We start from the raw sequence: 17,200 nt of genomic DNA, 5'->3' as shown, positions 1-17,200 counted from the left end.
TGACGGCGTGACCCTCCTCCTCGGCCCCGTCCTGCGCCACGTCGGTGAGACCACGGCCGTCGTGTGGGTGCAGACGGCACGCCCGGCCACGGTCGAGGTCCTGGGCAGCAGCGCGCGGACGTTCGAGGTCGCGGGGCACCACTTCGCGCTCGTCGTGGTGACCGGGCTGGAGCCCGACGCGCGGATCCCGTACGAGGTGCACGTCGACGGCGAGCGCGCCTGGCCACTGCCGCACAGCCCGTTCCCGCCGAGCGTGATCCCCACGCGCGGGCCGCGCACCGCCGGGCGGGCGCGGATCGTGTTCGGTTCCTGCCGGTACGTCAAGCTCTCGGACCGGAAGCTGGCCGCGCTCTTCGGCCTCGACGCCCTCGACGCCTACTCCGCCCGGATGGCCGGCCGCCCCGCCGAGGAGTGGCCGTCGGCACTGCTGCTGCTCGGCGACCAGGTCTACGCCGACGAGCTCACCCCGCAGACCCGCCGCCGGATCGCCGGCCGCCGGGACCGGCACCCCGACTGGCCGGACGACGAGATCGTGGGCTTCGACGAGTACGTCGGCCTCTACCGGGACTCCTGGATCGACCCGGAGATCCGCTGGGTGATGTCCACCGTGCCGACGGCGATGATCTTCGACGACCACGACGTGCGGGACGACTGGAACACCTCGGCGACCTGGCGCGCGGAGATGGCGCGCACGCCGTGGTGGCGCGAGCGCATCCGCTCCGCGCTGGCCTCGTACTGGGTCTACCAGCACCTCGGCAACCTCTCCCCCGAGGAGCTGGCCGCCGACCCGGACTGGACGAAGGTGCAGGCCGCGGAGGGCGACGTCTGGCCGCTGCTGGTGGACCTCGCCGACCGCGCCGACGCCGAGGTCGACGGCAGCAAGGGCCTGCGCTTCAGCTTTCGCTGGGACATGGGCCGCAGCCGGCTGGTGATGATCGACTCGCGCAACGCTCGGATCCTCGACGGCGACGAGCACCTTATGCTCGGCGAGCGCGAGTTCTCCTGGGTGGAGGAGCAGGCGACGGCCCCGACCACCGACGGGGAGGACGTGGACCACCTGCTGCTCGGCACGTCCGTGCCCTGGCTGCTCGCGCCGGCGTTGGGCGACCTCGAGACGGTCAACGAGATCGCCGCGGCCCGCCCGGGGTTGCGCGGCCGGATCGGCGAGGCCGTCCGGCAGGCGGCGGACATGGAGCACTGGCCGGCGTTCCGGGCGTCGTTCGACCGGCTGGGCGAGGTGGTCGGGCGGGCCGCCCGCGGGGCGGGCCCGCGGCCGCCCGCGACCGTGACGGTAGTGTCCGGTGACGTGCACCACAGCTACACGGCCCGGGCGGAGCTGCCCGGCGTGCCCGCGAGCGCGGCACGCGTCCACCAGGTCGTCTGCTCCCCGGTGCACAACCACGTGCCGGGGGCCGTCCGGGCCGCGTTCCGGCTCGCCTGGTCGAAGCCCGCCGCCGCGTGGGCCCGGGCCTGGGCCGCCCACCACGGCGCCCCGGCCCCCGGGCCGCAGTGGGACCGGGTCGGCTCCCCCCTGTTCGGCAACCACATCGCGACCCTGCTCGTCGACGGCCGGCACGCCGAGGTGATCTTCGAGAAGCCCCGGTCGGCCTCCGCGCTCGACGAGCGGGCCCGCGTCACCCTCAGCGCGGAGGACCACGCATGAGCACGCTCGGACACCCGGGACCCGGCGCGGTCCCGCTGCGCGGCGACGAGCCGCCGGAGACGGACGGCACCGGCGCACTGGCCGGGCAGACCGTGGTGCTGCGGCCCACCGAGCCGCGGCACGTCGGCGAGTTCCTGCAGATCCTGCAGCACCCCGAGGTCGAGCGGTGGTGGGCCGGCTACGACCTCGAGCGCGTGCGCCGGGAGCTGCTCGGGCCGCACTGCTACGCGGTCGAGGCCTACCGCGAGACCGTCGGGCTGATCATGTTCCACGAGGAGGAGGACCCCGACTACCGGCACGCGGGCATCGACGTCGCGCTGCACCCGGACGCCCACGGACAGGGCCTCGGGGCCGACGCCGTGCGCACGCTCGCCCGGCACCTGTTCGACGTGCGCGGGCACCACCGGATCGTCATCGACCCCGCCGCGACGAACGAGCGGGCGATCCGCAGCTACGAGCGGGTGGGGTTCCGGCGGGTCGGCCTGATGCGCGAGTACGAGCGCAGCCCCGACGGGACCTGGCACGACGGCCTGCTCATGGACCTTCTTCCCGGGGACCTGTAGCGAGCGCGGCGAGGCCGCTCACCAGCAGCTCGAGGCCGAACCGGAAGCGCTCCTCGTCCGTGCCCGAGGTCAGGTGGGGCAGCAGCGAGACGAAGGTCGGGAACCGCTCGGCCGGCAGTGCGGCGAAGAACTCCTGCATCTGCCGGGCCTGGTCGTCCCACTGCCCGTGCCCCTCCTCCCGCTGCGCCCGCATCGCGCCCTCGACCGCACTCGCGCTGACGTACAGCCCCACGACGTCCGCCGCCCAGGCGACCGCCTGCTCGGGGACGCCGCCGAGCCGCAGCAGCCGCATGGTCGTCTCGGTGACGCGCAGCGCGTTGGGTCCGAACGGGACCGACCCGAGCGCGGCACGGGCGATGTCCCGGTAGCGCATCAGCGCGGCCCGCGAGTCGACCCACAGCTGCGTGAGCTGCTCCCGCCAGCGCTCCGGGTCCGGCTCGGGCAGCGGGATCTCGGCGGCGACCTCGTCGAACAGCAGCTCGACGAGCTCGTCCTTGTTCGCGACGTGCGCGTAGAGCGAGGCCGCGCCGGTCGACAGCTCGGTCGCGACGCGGCGCATGCTCACCCCGTCGATGCCCTCCTTGCGCAGCACCCCCATCGCGGCCTCGACGATCGCCTCCCGCGACAGGGAGCGCCGCACCGGCTGCTTGCGCGGGGTGCGCCAGGGCGGCTCGGGCAGGTCGTGCTCCACGCCACCGATTCTATTTGACACGAACGCTGTTCGGGAGTAGAACGGCGTTCGTTTCGAACAGTGTTCGCTGAGGGGGCCCCGTGGAGACGCTCTACCGCCGGCGCTGGCTCGCGCTCGCCGCCGTACTGATCGCCGAGATCATGGACCTGCTGGACGCGACGATCGTCGGCGTCGCGGCCCCGTCGATCGAGCGCGATCTCGGCGGCGGGTCCACGACGATCCAGTGGGTCGCCGCGGGCTACACGCTCGCCTACGCGGTCGGGCTGGTCACCGGGGCGCGGCTGGGCGACCTGCTCGGGCGGCGGCGGGTCTTCCTGGCCGGTCTCGCCGGGTTCGTCGTCACCTCCGCGTTGTGCGGCCTGGCGACGACACCGGGCATGCTGATCGCCTTCCGGGTGCTGCAGGGGCTGTGCGGGGCCGTGCTGATCCCGCAGGGCTTCGGCATCGTGCGGGCGGCCTTCCCGCCCGCGGAGCTGGGGAAGGCGTTCGGGGCCTTCGGGCCCGCGATCGGGCTGTCGGCGGTGGCCGGGCCGATCGTGGCCGGGGCGCTCGTCGCCGGCGACGTGGCCGGGCTCGGCTGGCGCGCGGTCTTCCTGGTCAACGTGCCGATCGGGCTCGCGGGGCTCGCGCTGGCGTGGGCGGTGCTGCCCGGGTCGCGGGCCGAGAACGTGCCGGGCGGGGTCCGCTCGCTCGACCTCGGCGGGATGCTGCTGGTCGGGCTCGGCCTGGCCGCGGCCGTCGTCCCGCTGGTGCAGGGCCGGGAGCTCGGCTGGCCGGCGTGGGCGGTCGCACTGCCCGTCGCCGCCGTCCCGCTGCTCGCCCTGTTCGGGGGGCACCAGGTGCGACGCGCGCGGACCGGGCGTCCGCCGCTGGTCGAGCCGGCGCTCTTCCGCATCCGGGCGTTCACCGGCGGCACGGTCGTCGGGCTGGTGTTCTTCGCCGGGATGACGGGCCTGGTCCTGGTGCTCGGCCTCTACCTGCAGCTCGAGCTCGGCTTCGGCCCGCTGCAGGCCGGCCTCACCCAGGCGCCCTGGGCGTTCGGGGTCGCAGCCGGGTCGGTGCTCGGCGCGGGCGTGCTCGCCCCGCGACTCGGCCGGGGCGCGATCCAGCTGGGCGCCGCCGTGATGACCGTCGGCGTGCTGGGCGTGCTCGCCACGCTCGGGTTCGCCCCGGTCACCGGGTGGACGCTGGCGCCGGCGCTGGTCGTCTGCGGCGTCGGGATGGGTGTGCTGCTCGCCCCCTTCTTCGACATCGTGCTGGCGGGCGTCGACGGCCCGCTGGTCGGCTCGGCCTCGGGCGTGCTCAACGCCGTCCAGCAGCTGGGCGCCGCGGTCGGCGTGGCCACGCTGGGCACCATGTGGTTCCAGGTCGCGGCCGGTGCGGGCATGACCGCCGGCTTCCGGGTGGTGCTGGTCGCGGTCGCGGTGACGACCGTGCTGGCCGGCGCGCTCACCGTGCTGCTCCCGCGGCGCGCCGCGGCCCCGGAGGAGACACCGGAGGCCGCGGCGGAAACCGCGCCGGCCTGAGGTCAGAAGGGGGTGGCGGCGAGCCAGGCGTCGAACACGGCGGGCTCACCGAACACCTCCAGCCGCGGGTCGCCGGCGGGCAGCCGGCGCAGCGTGGCCAGGTAGAGGACGGTGGCGGGCCCGCGGACGGCGACGGTGCCCTTCGCGTGCCCGTGCTCCCAGGCGATCCCGGCCCGCTCGCCGGAGCCGTCGGGGCGGACCGTCCACTCCCCCGCCGGGCCCAGGTCGCCGTCCTTGGCGTGCAGGTGCAGCGAGGCGCCCTCGGGCAGCAGCTCCCGGCCACGCCGGGCAGCGACGAGGTCGAGCCACTCGGACAGCCCGTCGGCGGCGAGCGCCGGCGCGAGGTCGCTGTCCTGCCCCAGCGCGAGCTGCGCGTCCGCGCGGTGGGCCGTCTCCTCGTGCAGCCGGCGGCGGATCCACCAGGCCGCGGGCTTCGGCCCGGTGAACGACCACGCCGGGGCGTCCGGACCGACCGCGTCGACGGCGTCGAGCACGGCCTGGGCGCTCTCGCGTAGCCACGCCACCGTCCCGTCGAGGTCGGCGGGCGGCTTCCCGCCGGGGACCTGCCGGGGATCGAGCGCCTCCGTCACCCGCTCGGTGATCATCGTGGCGGCCCAGCGGTGGCCGCGCCCGACGTGGCGGAACAGCTGGGTCAGCGTCCAGCCCGGGCAGGTCGGGATCTCCGTGCCGTGGTCGGCGGTGCGCACCAGCTCGGCCAGCCGCGCGTTCTCGTCGAGGAGGGCGGCCCGGACGTCGAGCGCGGTGGTGGGGGCGGCGTCGCTGCTCATGTCCGGAACCTAACCACGCCGACGGGCCGGCGGGTCCCACGCTCACAGGGGATTCCCGGGCCGCAGGCATGATCCCCGATCGCCGTGGGTAAGCGATCCACATGGCGCCCGAGCATCACGACTGGACGCGCCACGGTGCGGGTCGATCCCTGCTGTGGTGGCCGCTCTCCTCGTTCGTGCTCATGGCGGTCTTCCCCGACGCCGGCATCCTGCCGATCGTGCTGTCCGGCCTCGCCCTCGCCCTCGTCGGCGTCACGGGCACGGTGGCCGCCCGGATGCTGCGCCGCCGGCTCCGGGCCCGCCGCGCGGAGGGCGTCCCGGCCGCCCTCACGGCCGCCGTCGGCGACGTGGTCGACGAGGCGGTCGAGAAGGTCGAGTCCGTCATCGACCCCGCCGCCGAGCCGGTGGCGCAGCGCCGCGCTGCCTGACGTCCGACCCCGGCCCCTCCGTCCGCGGAGAGTGACCGAGGGACGAACCGGGCGATCCGCGGACATTCGTCGTGACGGCTTTCACACCACCTCTGCGCGCCTCACGGTGCGCGCAGTGATCGATCACGGTCTGATCACATCACCCGACCGGGCGGTGCTCGCCCGGACGCCGCATGCCCGACGTTCACCGACCGTTTAGCCCGATCGAGTGGCGTGTCGAGAACGTCGCAACCTCTTTCCCGTTCGCGCTTTAGGCGAGATACGCGGTGCGCAATAGCGGACCGCGTCCCCGGAGAAGGAGAAGCAGATGGACTTCCTGGCTCTGCTGCCGCTCGGTGGCGGCCCGAAGAAGCCGAAGAAGCACGACAAGTGCTCACACTCGAAGAAGTCGTGGAGCAAGTCGCACGGCAAGAAGGACAAGAAGCACGGGCACAAGTGACCCGGGTGCTCCCAGAACGCTTCTGAGAGCGATGAACGTGCGGCGGCCCCTCCCGCGCTGCGGTGGGAGGGGCCGCCGTCGTCTCCCCGACCGATCTTCTCGCCCGACGTTCCGGCCCCCGCACTCCCCCGTTCTCACCCGGACCACCGGAGGCACGTGAAGATGCCGTCCCCCACCGCCCGTCACCGCGCGACGAGGCGCGGTTCCGGCCGCGCGACCCGGCCCGTCACCGAGGTCAGCGAGGTCGCCGAGGTCGCCGAGGCCCCGGAGCCCGCTCCCGGGCCGGAGCCGACGCCCGAGCCGTTCCCCGCCGTCGACGTCGCGCCGTCCGACGTCGCGACCACAGCTGTTCCCGTGACCAGCGCCGATACTGCCGCGGAGCCCGACCTCGACACCGGTACCGACGGCCGTGTCGACGCCGTTGCCGACGACCACGCGGGCGACCGCGCGGCCCGCACCGCGGACACCCTGCTGCCCGAGGCGCCCCACCTGACCGTGCGGCAGATCTTCCGCCGGTTCTGGCCCTACACCGCCGGCTTCCGCGGCCGCTTCGCGCTCGGCCTCGTCCTCTCCGCGCTCAGCCCGCTGACGATCGCCGCCAGCCTGTGGCTGTTCATGATCCTCATCGACGACGTGCTGACCCCGCAGAACTACGCGTTGCTGCCGTGGGTGATCGGGGCCTATCTCGCCGTCTCCGTCCTCGGTGCGGTGATCGACTATTTCGACTCGTACGTCGCAGCGTGGGTCGGTGAACGATTCGTCCTCGTCCTGCGCACGCGGGTGTTCGCTCATCTGCAGCGACTCTCGCTCGGATTCTTCGAACGGCGCCAACTCGGCGACGTGATGTCGCGGTTGTCGAGCGACATCGGCGCGATCGAGGAACTCGTGCTGACGGGAGTCGCAATGGCCGTGACGTACGGCGTCCAGGTGATCGTCTTCACGACCCTGCTCTTCTCCCTCAACTGGCAGCTGGCGTTGATCGCCATCGCGGCCGCACCGGTGTTCGGCCTGGCGTCCCGGTTCTTCGCGCGCCGGATCAAGGCCGCGTCGCGGGAGAAGCGGCGGCGCACCGGCGCCATCGCGGCCGTGGCCGAGGAGAGCCTCGGCAACGTCGCCCTCGTGCAGGCCTACGGCCGGCAGGCCAGCGAGACCGAGCGCTTCCACCGGGAGAGCCGGGGTGCCTTCGCCGCGCAGATGGTGGCGGTGCGGCTCAAGTCCCTGTTCGGGCCGCTGGTCGGGATGCTCGAGGTCGTCGGCGTGCTGACCGTCCTCGGCGTCGGCATCTGGCAGATGGCCCGCGGCAACCTGACCCTCGGCGGGCTGCTCGTGTTCACCGGGTACCTGAGCCAGCTGTTCGGCCCGGTCCGCGGCTTCGGCGAGATGGGCAACACGATCTACGCCGCGGCCGCCGGTGCCGAGCGTGTCATCGAGCTGCTGGACGAGGAGCCGCAGGTCACCGACCGGCCCGACCCGATGCGGATCGAGCGGGCCCGCGGCGACCTGCGCCTCGAGGACGTCACCTTCACCTACCCGGGCACGACCGAGCCCGCGCTGGAGCAGGTCTCGATCCTCGTCCCGCGCGGCCACACTGTGGCGGTGGTCGGCCCCAGCGGTGCCGGCAAGACCACGCTGACCAAGCTCCTGTTGCGCTTCTACGACCCGGACGCCGGTTCCGTGGTGCTCGACGGCCACGACCTGCGCGAGCTCGCCCTGGCCGACGTCCGGCGCAACGTCGCGGCGCTGCTGCAGGAGACGCTCGTGTTCGACGGCACGGTGCGCGACAACATCCTCTGGGGCCGGCCCGACGCGAGCGAGGCCGAGATCGTCGAGGCCGCCCGGGCCGCCGACGCGCACGAGTTCATCACCGCCCTGCCCGACGGCTACGACACCCGGGTCGGCCAGCGCGGCCGGCTGCTCTCCGGCGGGCAGCGGCAGCGGCTGGCGATCGCGCGGGCCATGGTCCGCGACGCGCCCGTGCTGATCCTCGACGAGCCGACGACGGGACTCGACGCCGGCGCCACCGAGCGCGTCCTCACGCCGCTGCGCCGGCTGATGGAGGGCCGCACCACCCTCGTGATCAGCCACAACCTGCTCACGGTGACCGACGCCGACCAGATCGTCTACCTCGAGGACGGGCGGATCACCGCCTCCGGGCGGCACCGCGAGCTGCTCACCCGCAGCCCCGGCTACGCCGAGCTGTACCGGCTGCACCACCCCGGCGCGGACACCGCGGACGAGCACCTGCCCGCCGCCCTGCGCCACGCGTTCGACGGCCTCGACGCCGACGGCGGGTACGAGTACCAGGACTACGAGGACTGCTTCGAGAACGACCTCGACGCCGACCTCGCCGCCCTGCAGACGGCGTCCTGGCCCGCCGACCCCTGGGCCGAGACCACGCTGCTGCCGACCTTCCGCACCCCGGGCGCGCACGTCGGGCTCTCCGAGCTCGCCCCGCTCTCGGGCCCGGAGGCGCTGTCCCGCTGGGCGCTGCCCGCGCGCCGGACGGCGGTGGCCGAGCCGCTTCCGACCCGGGTGGCGGAGCCCACAGCCGGACCGGACGCCGCACCCACGGAGCGTTTCGTCGCGGTCACCGGGGCCTCCGAGATGCCCGGCGGGCGGCACCGCGCGAGGATCGACCGCGTGGGGTTCGACGGTGCGGGGGTCGACGACGTGCGGGGCGTGCAGGCGGGCGCCCACGACACGGTGGGGACGGACGGGGTGAACGGCACGGACGGACCGATGGACGTGGACGCAATGGACGCGCTGTACGCGGCCGACGCCTACGGCGAGCGCACCGGCTGGAGCGTGCGCCACGGCGGTCCGCGATGACCGACCGCCGCGGCACCCGGCGTAGGGCCGCGCGATGAGTGCCGCCGCCGTGGAGCCGGATCCGCACGCGGGTCCGGCTCCCGGCACCCTCCGCGAGGTGGGGACCCGCAGCACGACACGCGGAACCGACGGGCCGGTGACCCGGTCCGGCCTCGACGGCCCGCCCCCGCTCGCGCCCGGCCGAGAGGTCGCGCCGGGCTACAGCGTGGTCCAGCACCTGCGGCGCGGCGAGGACTACGACACGTACGACACGTGGAGCGCCGTCCACCACTGCCACACGGTGGCGAAGGTGCTGCGGCCGGACCTGGTGGGCGACGCCCGCACCCGGCGCGGGCTGCTGCGCGAGGCCAAGCTGCTCCGCTCGCTGCGGCACCCGTACATCGTGCGGCTGCTCGACCTGGTCGACGAGCGCGGCCCCGACCCGGTGATGGTGCTGGAGTCGCTGCCCGGCGGGACCCTGTCCGACGCGCTGGACAGCTACGGCCGCTTCCCGGAGGCCGCGCTCGCCCACCTCGGCCAGCAGCTCGGGGCGGCCCTGCGGTACCTGCACGAGCAGGGCCGGGTGCACTGCGACGTGAAGCCCAGCAACATCGTCGTCAGCGCCGGGGTCACCCGGGTGATCGACCTGGCGCTCGCCCGCACGCCCGGCCCGGCGCCGGCCGAGGTCGGCAGCGCCCGGTACATGGCGCCCGAGCAGATCCTCGGCGGGGTCGTCACCCCCGCCACGGACGTCTGGGCGGTCGGGGTGGTCCTGCACGAGGCCGCGACCGGCGTCCGCCCCTTCCCCGACGGCGTCGCGGACCCGGAGCAGACCGGCTCGCACAGCCTCTCCCGCACCGACTCGACGCACCCGCGCGCCGAGCTGGGCCGGCTCTACCCGCAGCTGCTCAGGCCGGCGCCCCGGCTCCGGTCCCGGCGCCGGCTCCCGGTGCGCGTGGCGAGCGTCCTCGACGGCTGCCTGCTCGTCGATCCGGCGTCCCGGCCCACCCTCGCCGAGGTGCACACCGCCCTCGACACCCTCCTGTGAGCGCCGACTGCCGCTAGAGCGGCAGTTGGCGCTCACGACCGCCGCTGACCTGCGGAGACGCCTCCGACCGACGTCACATCGCGATCTCTTGTACGTCCGATACTAGGATGTCAAACTAAATGTGCGGGGTACGTCGTCGTGCAGGAGGTCCGATCCATGGGTGACAGCGAGCTCTACGTCCCGAAGAACCCGATCCGCTTCGTGACGGCCGCGAGCCTGTTCGACGGGCACGACGCGGCGATCAACATCATGCGGCGCATCCTGCAGCGGCAGGGCGCCGAGGTGATCCACCTGGGTCACAACCGCTCGGTCGACGAGGTCGTCACCGCGGCCATCCAGGAGGACGTCCAGGGCGTCGCCATCAGCTCCTACCAGGGCGGGCACGTCGAGTACTTCTCCTACCTGGTCGAGCTGCTGCGCGAGCGCGGCGCCGGGCACGTGAAGGTGTACGGCGGCGGGGGCGGCGTGATCGTCCACGAGGAGATCGAGCTGCTGCACTCACGCGGTGTCTCGCGGATCTTCTCCCCGGACGACGGCCAGCGCCTCGGCCTGCCGGGCATGATCAACCTGATGATCCGCGAGTGCGACACCGACCTCGCGGCCGAGCCCCCGGCGTCGTACGACGGGGTGTTCACCGGCGAGACCGCCACCCTCGCGCGGGCCCTGACCCTGGCCGAGTCCGGAAAGCTGCCGGCCGAGGTACTCGAGCGGGTCAAGGCCAGCGAGAAGCAGGTCCCGGTCCTGGGCATCACCGGTACCGGCGGTTCCGGCAAGTCCTCGCTGACGGACGAGCTGGTCCGCCGCTTCCGCCTCGACCAGGAGGACAAGCTCCGGATCGCGGTGCTGGCCGTGGACCCGACCCGGCGCAAGGGCGGCGGCGCGCTGCTCGGCGACAGGATCCGGATGAACGCCCTCAAGGGCGACCAGGTCTACTTCCGCTCGCTGGCCACCCGCGGCAACGACGGCGTGATCCCCGAGAACCTCGGCGACGTGATCTCGGTGCTCAAGGCGGCGGGGTTCGACCTGGTCGTCGTGGAGACCCCGGGCATCGGGCAGGGCGACGCCGGCATCGTCCCGTTCGTCGACCGCTCGCTGTACGTGATGACGCCGGAGTTCGGCGCCGCGTCGCAGCTCGAGAAGATCGACATGCTGGACTTCGCCGACGTCGTGGCGATCAACAAGTTCGAGCGCCGCGGGGCGGAGGACGCGCGCCGGGACGTCGGACGCCAGCTCGTGCGCAACCGGGACGCGTTCGGCGAGAGCTGGGAGGACATGCCGGTCTACGGCACCTCCGCCGCCACGTTCAACGACGACGGCGTGACCGCGCTGTACCAGAAGCTCGGCGCGCTGCTGGCGGAGAACGGCCTGACGCTGCACGAGGGCCGGCTGCCGAAGGTGGACCGCAAGACCTCCACCGAGTACGCCGCGGTGATCCCGCCGGAGCGGGTGCGCTACCTCGCCGAGATCGCCGAGACCGTGCGCGGCTACCACGCCGATACCGAGTCCGAGGCGACCAAGGCCCGCGTCCGCCAGCACCTGCGCACCGCGAAGGAGCTCGTCGGCGAGTCGGTCGACGAGGCGCTGCAGAAGGCCGAGCAGGACCTGTCCGCCGAGACCGCGCAGCTGATCGACAGCTGGCCGCAGGTCGTCGAGGACTACTCCGGCGACGAGCTCGTGGTGAAGGTCCGCGACAAGGAGCTGCGCACCCAGCTGACCCGGGAGACACTGTCGGGCAACAAGGTCCCGCGCGTCGCGCTGCCGCGCTACACCGAGGACGCCGAGCTGCTGCGCTTCCTGCGCAGGGAGAACCTGCCCGGCAGGTTCCCGTTCACCGCCGGGGTGTTCCCGTTCAAGCGGGAGGGCGAGGACCCGGCCCGCATGTTCGCCGGCGAGGGCGACCCGTTCCGCACCAACCGCCGGTTCAAGTACCTGTCCGAGGACTCGGACGCCAAGCGGCTGTCCACGGCGTTCGACTCGGTGACCCTCTACGGGCACGACCCGGACACCCGCCCGGACATCTACGGCAAGGTCGGCACGTCCGGCGTCTCGATCGCGACGCTCGACGACATGAAGGAGCTGTACGCCGGCTTCGACCTCTGCTCGCCCACCACCTCGGTGTCGATGACGATCAACGGCCCGGCGCCGACGATCCTGGCGTTCTTCCTCAACGCCGCGGTGGACCAGCAGGTCGAGAAGTTCCGCGAGGAGGAGGGCCGCGAGCCCGACGAGGCCGAGCGCGAGGAGCTGACCGCCTTCGCCTACGCCAACGTCCGCGGCACGGTGCAGGCCGACATCCTCAAGGAGGACCAGGGCCAGAACACCTGCATCTTCTCCACCGAGTTCTCGCTCCGGATGATGGCGGACATCCAGGAGTGGTTCATCCAGCACAAGGTGCGGAACTTCTACTCCGTCTCCATCTCCGGCTACCACATCGCCGAGGCCGGGGCGAACCCCATCAGCCAGCTCGCGTTCACGCTGTCCAACGGCTTCACGTTCGTGGAGAGCTACCTCGCGCGCGGCATGGACATCGACGACTTCGCGCCGAACCTGTCCTTCTTCTTCTCCAACGGCATGGACGCCGAGTACACGGTCATCGGCCGGGTCGCGCGGCGGATCTGGGCCGTGGCGATGCGGGAGAAGTACGGGGCCAACGAGCGCTCGCAGAAGCTGAAGTACCACGTCCAGACGTCGGGCCGGTCCCTGCACGCGCAGGAGATGAACTTCAACGACATCCGGACCACGCTGCAGGCCCTCTGCGCGCTCTACGACAACGCGAACTCGTTGCACACCAACGCCTACGACGAGGCGATCACCACCCCCACCGAGTCCTCGGTGCGGCGCGCGATGGCGATCCAGCTGATCATCAACCGCGAGTGGGGCCTCTCGATGAACGAGAACCCGCTGCAGGGCTCGTTCATCGTCGACGAGCTGACCGACCTCGTCGAGGAGGCCGTGCTCGCGGAGTTCGACCGGATCGCCGAGCGCGGCGGCGTGCTGGGCGCCATGGAGACCGGCTACCAGCGCGGCAAGATCCAGGACGAGTCGATGCTCTACGAGCACCGCAAGCACGAGGGCACGCTCCCGATCGTCGGTGTGAACACCTTCCGCAAGCCCGGGGCCGACGACGAGGAGCCGCAGGAGATCGAGCTCGCCCGCGGCACCGAGGCCGAGAAGCAGTCGCAGCTCGACCGGCTGGCGGACTTCCAGGCCCGGCACAAGTCCGAGGCCGAGCAGGCGATCCGCCGGCTGCAGGACGTCGCCACCGGCGAGGGCAACGTGTTCGACGAGCTGATGAAGGCCGCCCGGGTCTGCTCGCTGGGGCAGCTCACGGACGCCTTCTTCGAGGTGGGGGGCCAGTACCGGCGCAACATGTAGCCGGTTCACCCGCCACACCCGCGTCGCCCCGCACCTGGTCAGTGCGGGGCGACGTCCCTGTCGGCCCCACGGCGAGCGAACGGCGCTCTCGCTCACAAGGGTCCGAGCGACGGTGCCGTTCGCTCGTCGAGGGTGTGACGGCATGCCCCCGCCCCCTGCCGGGTACGCGAGAGCGAGCGACTCGAAGGGGGAGCACATGGCGCGGCCGAAGGTCGTGGTGGTCGGCGGCGGGGTCTACGCGGCCCGTCGGCTCGCCCGCGCGGACGCGGACGTCACCCTGCTCGACCGGACCACGACCTCGTTGTTCCAGCCGCTGCTCTACCAGTGCGCCACCGGGCTGCTGTCCGAGGGACAGATCACGACCCCGCTGCGCACGCTCATGCGCCGGCACCGCAACGTGCGCGTGGTCCTCGGCGAGGCGTGCGATCTCGACGCGACCGAGCGGGTCCTCACCGCCCGCCGCCCGGACGACACGACCTTCGAGCTGCCCTACGACCAGCTGATCATCGCCGCGGGAATGCGGCAGTCCTACCTCGGCCACCCCGAGTTCGCGGTGCACGCGCCGGGCATGAAGACCATCGACGACGCGCTGGCCATCCGTCGCCGCGTGCTGGGGGCGTTCGAGATGGCGGAGACCCTGCCGGACCCGCGGGACCGGGCGGAGTGGCTGACCTTCGCCGTGGCCGGCGGCGGCCCGACCGGCGTCGAGCTGGCCGGGCAGATCCGCGAGCTCGCCCTGCACGCCATCGAGCACGAGTACCGGCACATCGATCCGCGCGAGGCGCGGGTGGTGCTGTTCGACGGCGGCGACCGGGTGCTCAAGTCGTTCGGGCGCAACCTCACCGAGAAGGCACAGCGGGCCCTCGACCGGCTCGGCGTCGAGACGGTGTTCGGGGTGCACGTCACGGACGTCGACGAGCGCGGGGTCGTCACGACCGCGAAGAAGCCGGGGCCCGACGGCCGGCGGGAGCAGCGGCGGTACGACGCGCGCACGGTGCTGTGGACCGCGGGCGTCGAAGCCGTTCCGTTCCTGCAGAACGTGGCGAAGGAGACCGGCGCCGTGCAGGACCGGCAGGGCCGGCTCCCCGTCGAGCCGGACCTCACCGTCGCAGGGCATCCGGAGATCCGCGTGGTCGGCGACGTCATGAGCCTCGACGACCTGCCCGGCGTCGCCGAGGTGGCGATGCAGTCCGGGCGGCACGCGGGCGAGGACGTCCGGCGGGTGCTCGCCGGGGAGCCGACGCGGCCCTTCCGGTACCTCGACCTCGGCAACGCGGCCTACATCTCCCGGCGGCACGCGCTGCTGGAGAAGGGCCCGGTGCGGGTCGACGGGTTCGTCGGCTGGCTGCTGTGGGGCGTGATCCACATCGCGTTCCTGGCGGGCGTGCACAACCGGTTCACCACGCTGCTGAACTGGGCGACCGCGCTCGGCGCGAACCGGCGCGGGGAGCGCGCCTACCCGCTCGGCGAGCCGACGACCGCCGAGCGCCCGTACACCGCGGAGTACGTCCGGCAGAGGTGAGCGAACAGCGCTCCCGCTCCCGAGGTCTGAGCGAGACCGCCGTTCACCGGGCTCAGGCCGGGGTGGGGATCCGGCGCAGGGTGAGGGCCAGGACGAGCGCGCCGGCGAGCAGCACGGTGAGGTAGCCGACGACCCCGTTCCAGCCGGCGACGTCGAACACCACCCCGCCGACGGTGCCGCCGACGCTGCTGCCCGCGTAGTAGCCGAACAGGTACAGCGACGAGGCGATGCCCGGCGAGCCCTCGGGCAGCATCGACGAGCGGCGGCCCACCCAGCTGCTGGCCAGCGAGTGCCCGGCGAAGAACCCGACCGTGATCAGCAGCAGCCCGGCCAGGACCGTCGGCAGCCGGTCCGGCGCGGTGACCCACGCCCCGGCGACCGCGACCACGATGCCGATCCACATGACCTTCCGGCGGCCGAACCGGTCCCCGAGCCGGCCCGCCGCCGTCGACGCGTAGGACCCGGCCAGGTACCCGAGGAAGATCAGCGCGACCAGCGCAGCGGGCAGCCCGAACGGGGCGCGCAGCAGCCGGAAGCCCAGGTAGTTGTAGACGGTCACGAACGAGCCCATCAGCAGGAAGCCGATGCCGAACAGGCACAGCAGGCCCGGGTCGCGCAGGTGCCGCAGGATCGGCCCGCCGAGCTCGCCGAGACGCACCCGCGGGGCGGCCGGCGCGACCGACGGCGGCAGCAGCAGCCGGAACGCCACGGTGCAGGCCAGCGACACGAGCCCGACGGCCAGCAGCGCGAGCCGCCAGCCCGCGACGTCGGCGACCGCGGTGGCGATGAGCCGGCCGGAGAGCCCGCCGATGGTGTTGCCGGCGATGAGCAGCCCGACCGCGCCGCCGAGGTGCCGCGGCGCCACCTCCCGGGTCACGTGGGACATGGCCAGCGCCGGCAGCGCGGCCAGCGCGATCCCCTGCAGCGCCCGGATCCCGACGAGCACCCCGAAGGTCGGCGCGAGCGGCGCGAGCAGGCCGAGGACCGCCGAGGCGGCCAGCGCGGCCGTCATCACGCGGGCGCGGCCCCAGGCCTCGGCCACCGCGGACAGCGGGACGATCGCGAGCGCGAGGGTCAGGGTGGTCGCCGACAGCGCGAGGCTGGAGGTCCCCGACGAGACGTCGAACTCGTCGGCGAGCGTGGGCAGCAGCCCCTGCACCGCGTAGACCAGCACGAACGTCGCGAGCCCCGTGCACCACATCGCCAGCCCGAGGCGGCGGTAGCCCGGGCTGCCGCGCTCGTGACCGAGCGCGGCGGACAGGGCGGGGGCAGGGGCGGTCGTTGTCATCGCTAGCGACCGTACGACCAGGATCAGCATGCGTCCAATGCATCTACTCGGGTGCGATGATGCATTCATGGATGAGTCGGTGGTCCTGGCTGCGCTCGCACCCCGGTTGCGCTGGTTCGTCGCCGTGGGGCGGGCCGAGCACGTCACGCACGCCGCGGACGAGCTGGGTGTGCCGCAGTCCACACTCTCGCGCGGCATCGCCCGCCTGGAGCGGGAGCTGGGGACGTCGCTGTTCGTCCGCAGCGGCCGCACCGTGCGGCTCACCCGCGAGGGCCGACTGCTGCTGCGCTACGCCGAGCGTTCCCTCGCGGAGCTGGCCACGGGCGCCCGCGAGCTGGCCGGCGAGGTCGACAGCGTGCAGGGACGGATCACGCTGGCCTTCCTGCCCACGCTGGGCACCGAGGTCGTCCCGCGCCTGGTCGGCGAGTTCCGGGCGGTGCAGCCGGGGATCCGGTTCGACCTGCTCCAGGCCCCGCACCACACGTTGCTGCAGTGGATCCGGGAGGGCGCAGCCGATCTCGCGCTCACCTCTCCCCTGCCCGAGGAGGCCGCGTTCACCGCGGAGCCCCTGGGCGAGGAGGAGCTGCGGCTCGCGGTCCCCGCCGACCATCCGCTGGCGGAGCACCGCGCCGGGCTCCCCCTCGCCGACGCCGCGGGCGAGCGGTTCATCGGCTTCCTGCCCGGCAACGGCCTGCGCGCCGCGGTCGACCGCTGGTGCCGCGACGCGGGATTCACGCCGCGGCTGGCGTTCGAGTCCGGGGACTCCGCGACGGTCCGGGGGTTCGTCCGGGCGGGCCTGGGGGTCGCGCTGGTGCCGGTGTCGCACCACGGGCCGCCACCGGGCGTCGTCGAGCTGCCGGTGACGAGCCCCCGCACGATCCGCGTGATCGGGCTCGTCCGCTCCCGGGAGCGGCGGGCGAGCGCGCCCGCGCGGGCCTTCCGCGACTTCGTCCGCCGCCACACGCCGCTGTTCGCCAGCGTTTGACACCCTTCGCGCCGATTCCTACCGTCCGACCCGAATGGGCGACGGTGCCGCATTCCGGCGCCGCCCCCGTCCTCGG

The 17,200-nt window shown here is 73.4% G+C and carries 13 protein-coding genes; 10 read left to right on the top strand and 3 right to left on the bottom strand.

The window, feature by feature from the left end:
- Positions 1 to 7: 7 nt before the first annotated feature.
- Positions 8 to 1,663: an alkaline phosphatase D family protein gene (locus PKE99_RS06595; RefSeq protein ID WP_037040524.1), complete on the top strand. Its 1,656-nt coding sequence runs from the start codon at positions 8 to 10 to the stop codon at positions 1,661 to 1,663.
- On the top strand, positions 1,660 to 2,226 hold the full coding sequence (locus PKE99_RS06590; RefSeq protein WP_081923729.1) for a GNAT family N-acetyltransferase: 567 nt from the start codon (positions 1,660 to 1,662) through the stop codon (positions 2,224 to 2,226). Before PKE99_RS06595 ends, PKE99_RS06590 begins: the two co-directional genes overlap by 4 nt.
- On the opposite strand, the gene PKE99_RS06585 is transcribed toward PKE99_RS06590, so the two are convergent.
- The gene (locus PKE99_RS06585; RefSeq protein ID WP_037040523.1) at positions 2,198 to 2,917 is read right to left on the bottom strand and encodes a TetR/AcrR family transcriptional regulator; all 720 of its coding nucleotides are present in this window, start codon (positions 2,915 to 2,917) and stop codon (positions 2,198 to 2,200) included. The two genes, PKE99_RS06590 and PKE99_RS06585, sit on opposite strands and share 29 nt — an antisense overlap.
- 80 nt (positions 2,918 to 2,997) lie before the next feature.
- Between PKE99_RS06585 and PKE99_RS06580 the strand changes: the two genes are divergently transcribed.
- A complete protein-coding gene (locus PKE99_RS06580) occupies positions 2,998 to 4,443 on the top strand; it encodes an MFS transporter (RefSeq protein ID WP_037040521.1) in 1,446 nt (481 codons plus the stop codon).
- A gap of 2 nt (positions 4,444 to 4,445) precedes the next feature.
- On the opposite strand, the gene PKE99_RS06575 is transcribed toward PKE99_RS06580, so the two are convergent.
- On the bottom strand, positions 4,446 to 5,231 hold the full coding sequence (locus PKE99_RS06575; protein WP_037040516.1) for a maleylpyruvate isomerase family mycothiol-dependent enzyme: 786 nt from the start codon (positions 5,229 to 5,231) through the stop codon (positions 4,446 to 4,448).
- 101 nt (positions 5,232 to 5,332) lie between these two features.
- Here PKE99_RS06575 and PKE99_RS06570 point away from each other — a divergent pair, with 101 nt between their 5' ends.
- From PKE99_RS06570 to PKE99_RS06545, 6 genes are all read left to right on the top strand, one after another.
- Positions 5,333 to 5,659, top strand: coding sequence for a hypothetical protein (locus PKE99_RS06570; protein WP_037040515.1), 327 nt, complete (start codon positions 5,333 to 5,335; stop codon positions 5,657 to 5,659).
- 307 nt (positions 5,660 to 5,966) lie between these two features.
- Positions 5,967 to 6,098 carry a hypothetical protein gene (locus tag PKE99_RS06565; RefSeq protein WP_269322910.1) on the top strand — a complete coding sequence of 44 codons (132 nt, stop codon included), beginning with the start codon at positions 5,967 to 5,969 and terminating at the stop codon, positions 6,096 to 6,098.
- Positions 6,099 to 6,260: 162 nt separating this feature from the next.
- Entirely contained in the window at positions 6,261 to 8,927 is a 2,667-nt protein-coding gene (locus PKE99_RS06560) for an ABC transporter ATP-binding protein (protein ID WP_197040479.1), read from the top strand.
- A 34-nt stretch (positions 8,928 to 8,961) separates the two neighbouring features.
- Entirely contained in the window at positions 8,962 to 9,954 is a 993-nt protein-coding gene (locus tag PKE99_RS06555; RefSeq protein WP_081923728.1) for a serine/threonine-protein kinase, read from the top strand.
- 156 nt (positions 9,955 to 10,110) lie between these two features.
- Positions 10,111 to 13,329 (top strand): fused isobutyryl-CoA mutase/GTPase IcmF, encoded by a 3,219-nt coding sequence (gene icmF, locus PKE99_RS06550; protein WP_037040514.1) that lies wholly within the window; start codon positions 10,111 to 10,113, stop codon positions 13,327 to 13,329.
- 196 nt (positions 13,330 to 13,525) lie between these two features.
- Positions 13,526 to 14,851: an NAD(P)/FAD-dependent oxidoreductase gene (locus tag PKE99_RS06545; RefSeq protein ID WP_037040512.1), complete on the top strand. Its 1,326-nt coding sequence runs from the start codon at positions 13,526 to 13,528 to the stop codon at positions 14,849 to 14,851.
- Between the two features lie 52 nt (positions 14,852 to 14,903).
- Here the strand turns inward: PKE99_RS06545 and PKE99_RS06540 are convergent, their stop codons facing one another.
- Entirely contained in the window at positions 14,904 to 16,139 is a 1,236-nt protein-coding gene (locus PKE99_RS06540) for an MFS transporter (RefSeq protein WP_063739657.1), read from the bottom strand.
- A gap of 67 nt (positions 16,140 to 16,206) precedes the next feature.
- On the opposite strand from PKE99_RS06540, the gene PKE99_RS06535 reads away from it, so the two are divergent.
- Positions 16,207 to 17,124, top strand: coding sequence for a LysR family transcriptional regulator (locus tag PKE99_RS06535; protein ID WP_037040510.1), 918 nt, complete (start codon positions 16,207 to 16,209; stop codon positions 17,122 to 17,124).
- The last annotated feature ends 76 nt before the right edge of the window (positions 17,125 to 17,200 follow it).

The sequence above is a fragment of the Pseudonocardia halophobica genome (assembly GCF_027922425.1).
GTDB lineage: Bacteria > Actinomycetota > Actinomycetes > Mycobacteriales > Pseudonocardiaceae > Pseudonocardia > Pseudonocardia halophobica.
This window is presented reverse-complemented; position numbering and strand designations above follow the sequence as displayed.

Coding starts and splice junctions, on each gene's coding strand:
- PKE99_RS06590 (WP_081923729.1), top strand. CDS start 1,660: ATGAGCACGCTCGGACACCCGGGACCCGGCGCGGTCCCGCTGCGCGGC.
- PKE99_RS06575 (WP_037040516.1), bottom strand. CDS start 5,231: ATGAGCAGCGACGCCGCCCCCACCACCGCGCTCGACGTCCGGGCCGCC.
- PKE99_RS06570 (WP_037040515.1), top strand. CDS start 5,333: ATGGCGCCCGAGCATCACGACTGGACGCGCCACGGTGCGGGTCGATCC.
- PKE99_RS06565 (WP_269322910.1), top strand. CDS start 5,967: ATGGACTTCCTGGCTCTGCTGCCGCTCGGTGGCGGCCCGAAGAAGCCG.
- PKE99_RS06560 (WP_197040479.1), top strand. CDS start 6,261: ATGCCGTCCCCCACCGCCCGTCACCGCGCGACGAGGCGCGGTTCCGGC.
- PKE99_RS06555 (WP_081923728.1), top strand. CDS start 8,962: ATGAGTGCCGCCGCCGTGGAGCCGGATCCGCACGCGGGTCCGGCTCCC.
- icmF (WP_037040514.1), top strand. CDS start 10,111: ATGGGTGACAGCGAGCTCTACGTCCCGAAGAACCCGATCCGCTTCGTG.
- PKE99_RS06545 (WP_037040512.1), top strand. CDS start 13,526: ATGGCGCGGCCGAAGGTCGTGGTGGTCGGCGGCGGGGTCTACGCGGCC.
- PKE99_RS06540 (WP_063739657.1), bottom strand. CDS start 16,139: ATGACAACGACCGCCCCTGCCCCCGCCCTGTCCGCCGCGCTCGGTCAC.
- PKE99_RS06535 (WP_037040510.1), top strand. CDS start 16,207: ATGGATGAGTCGGTGGTCCTGGCTGCGCTCGCACCCCGGTTGCGCTGG.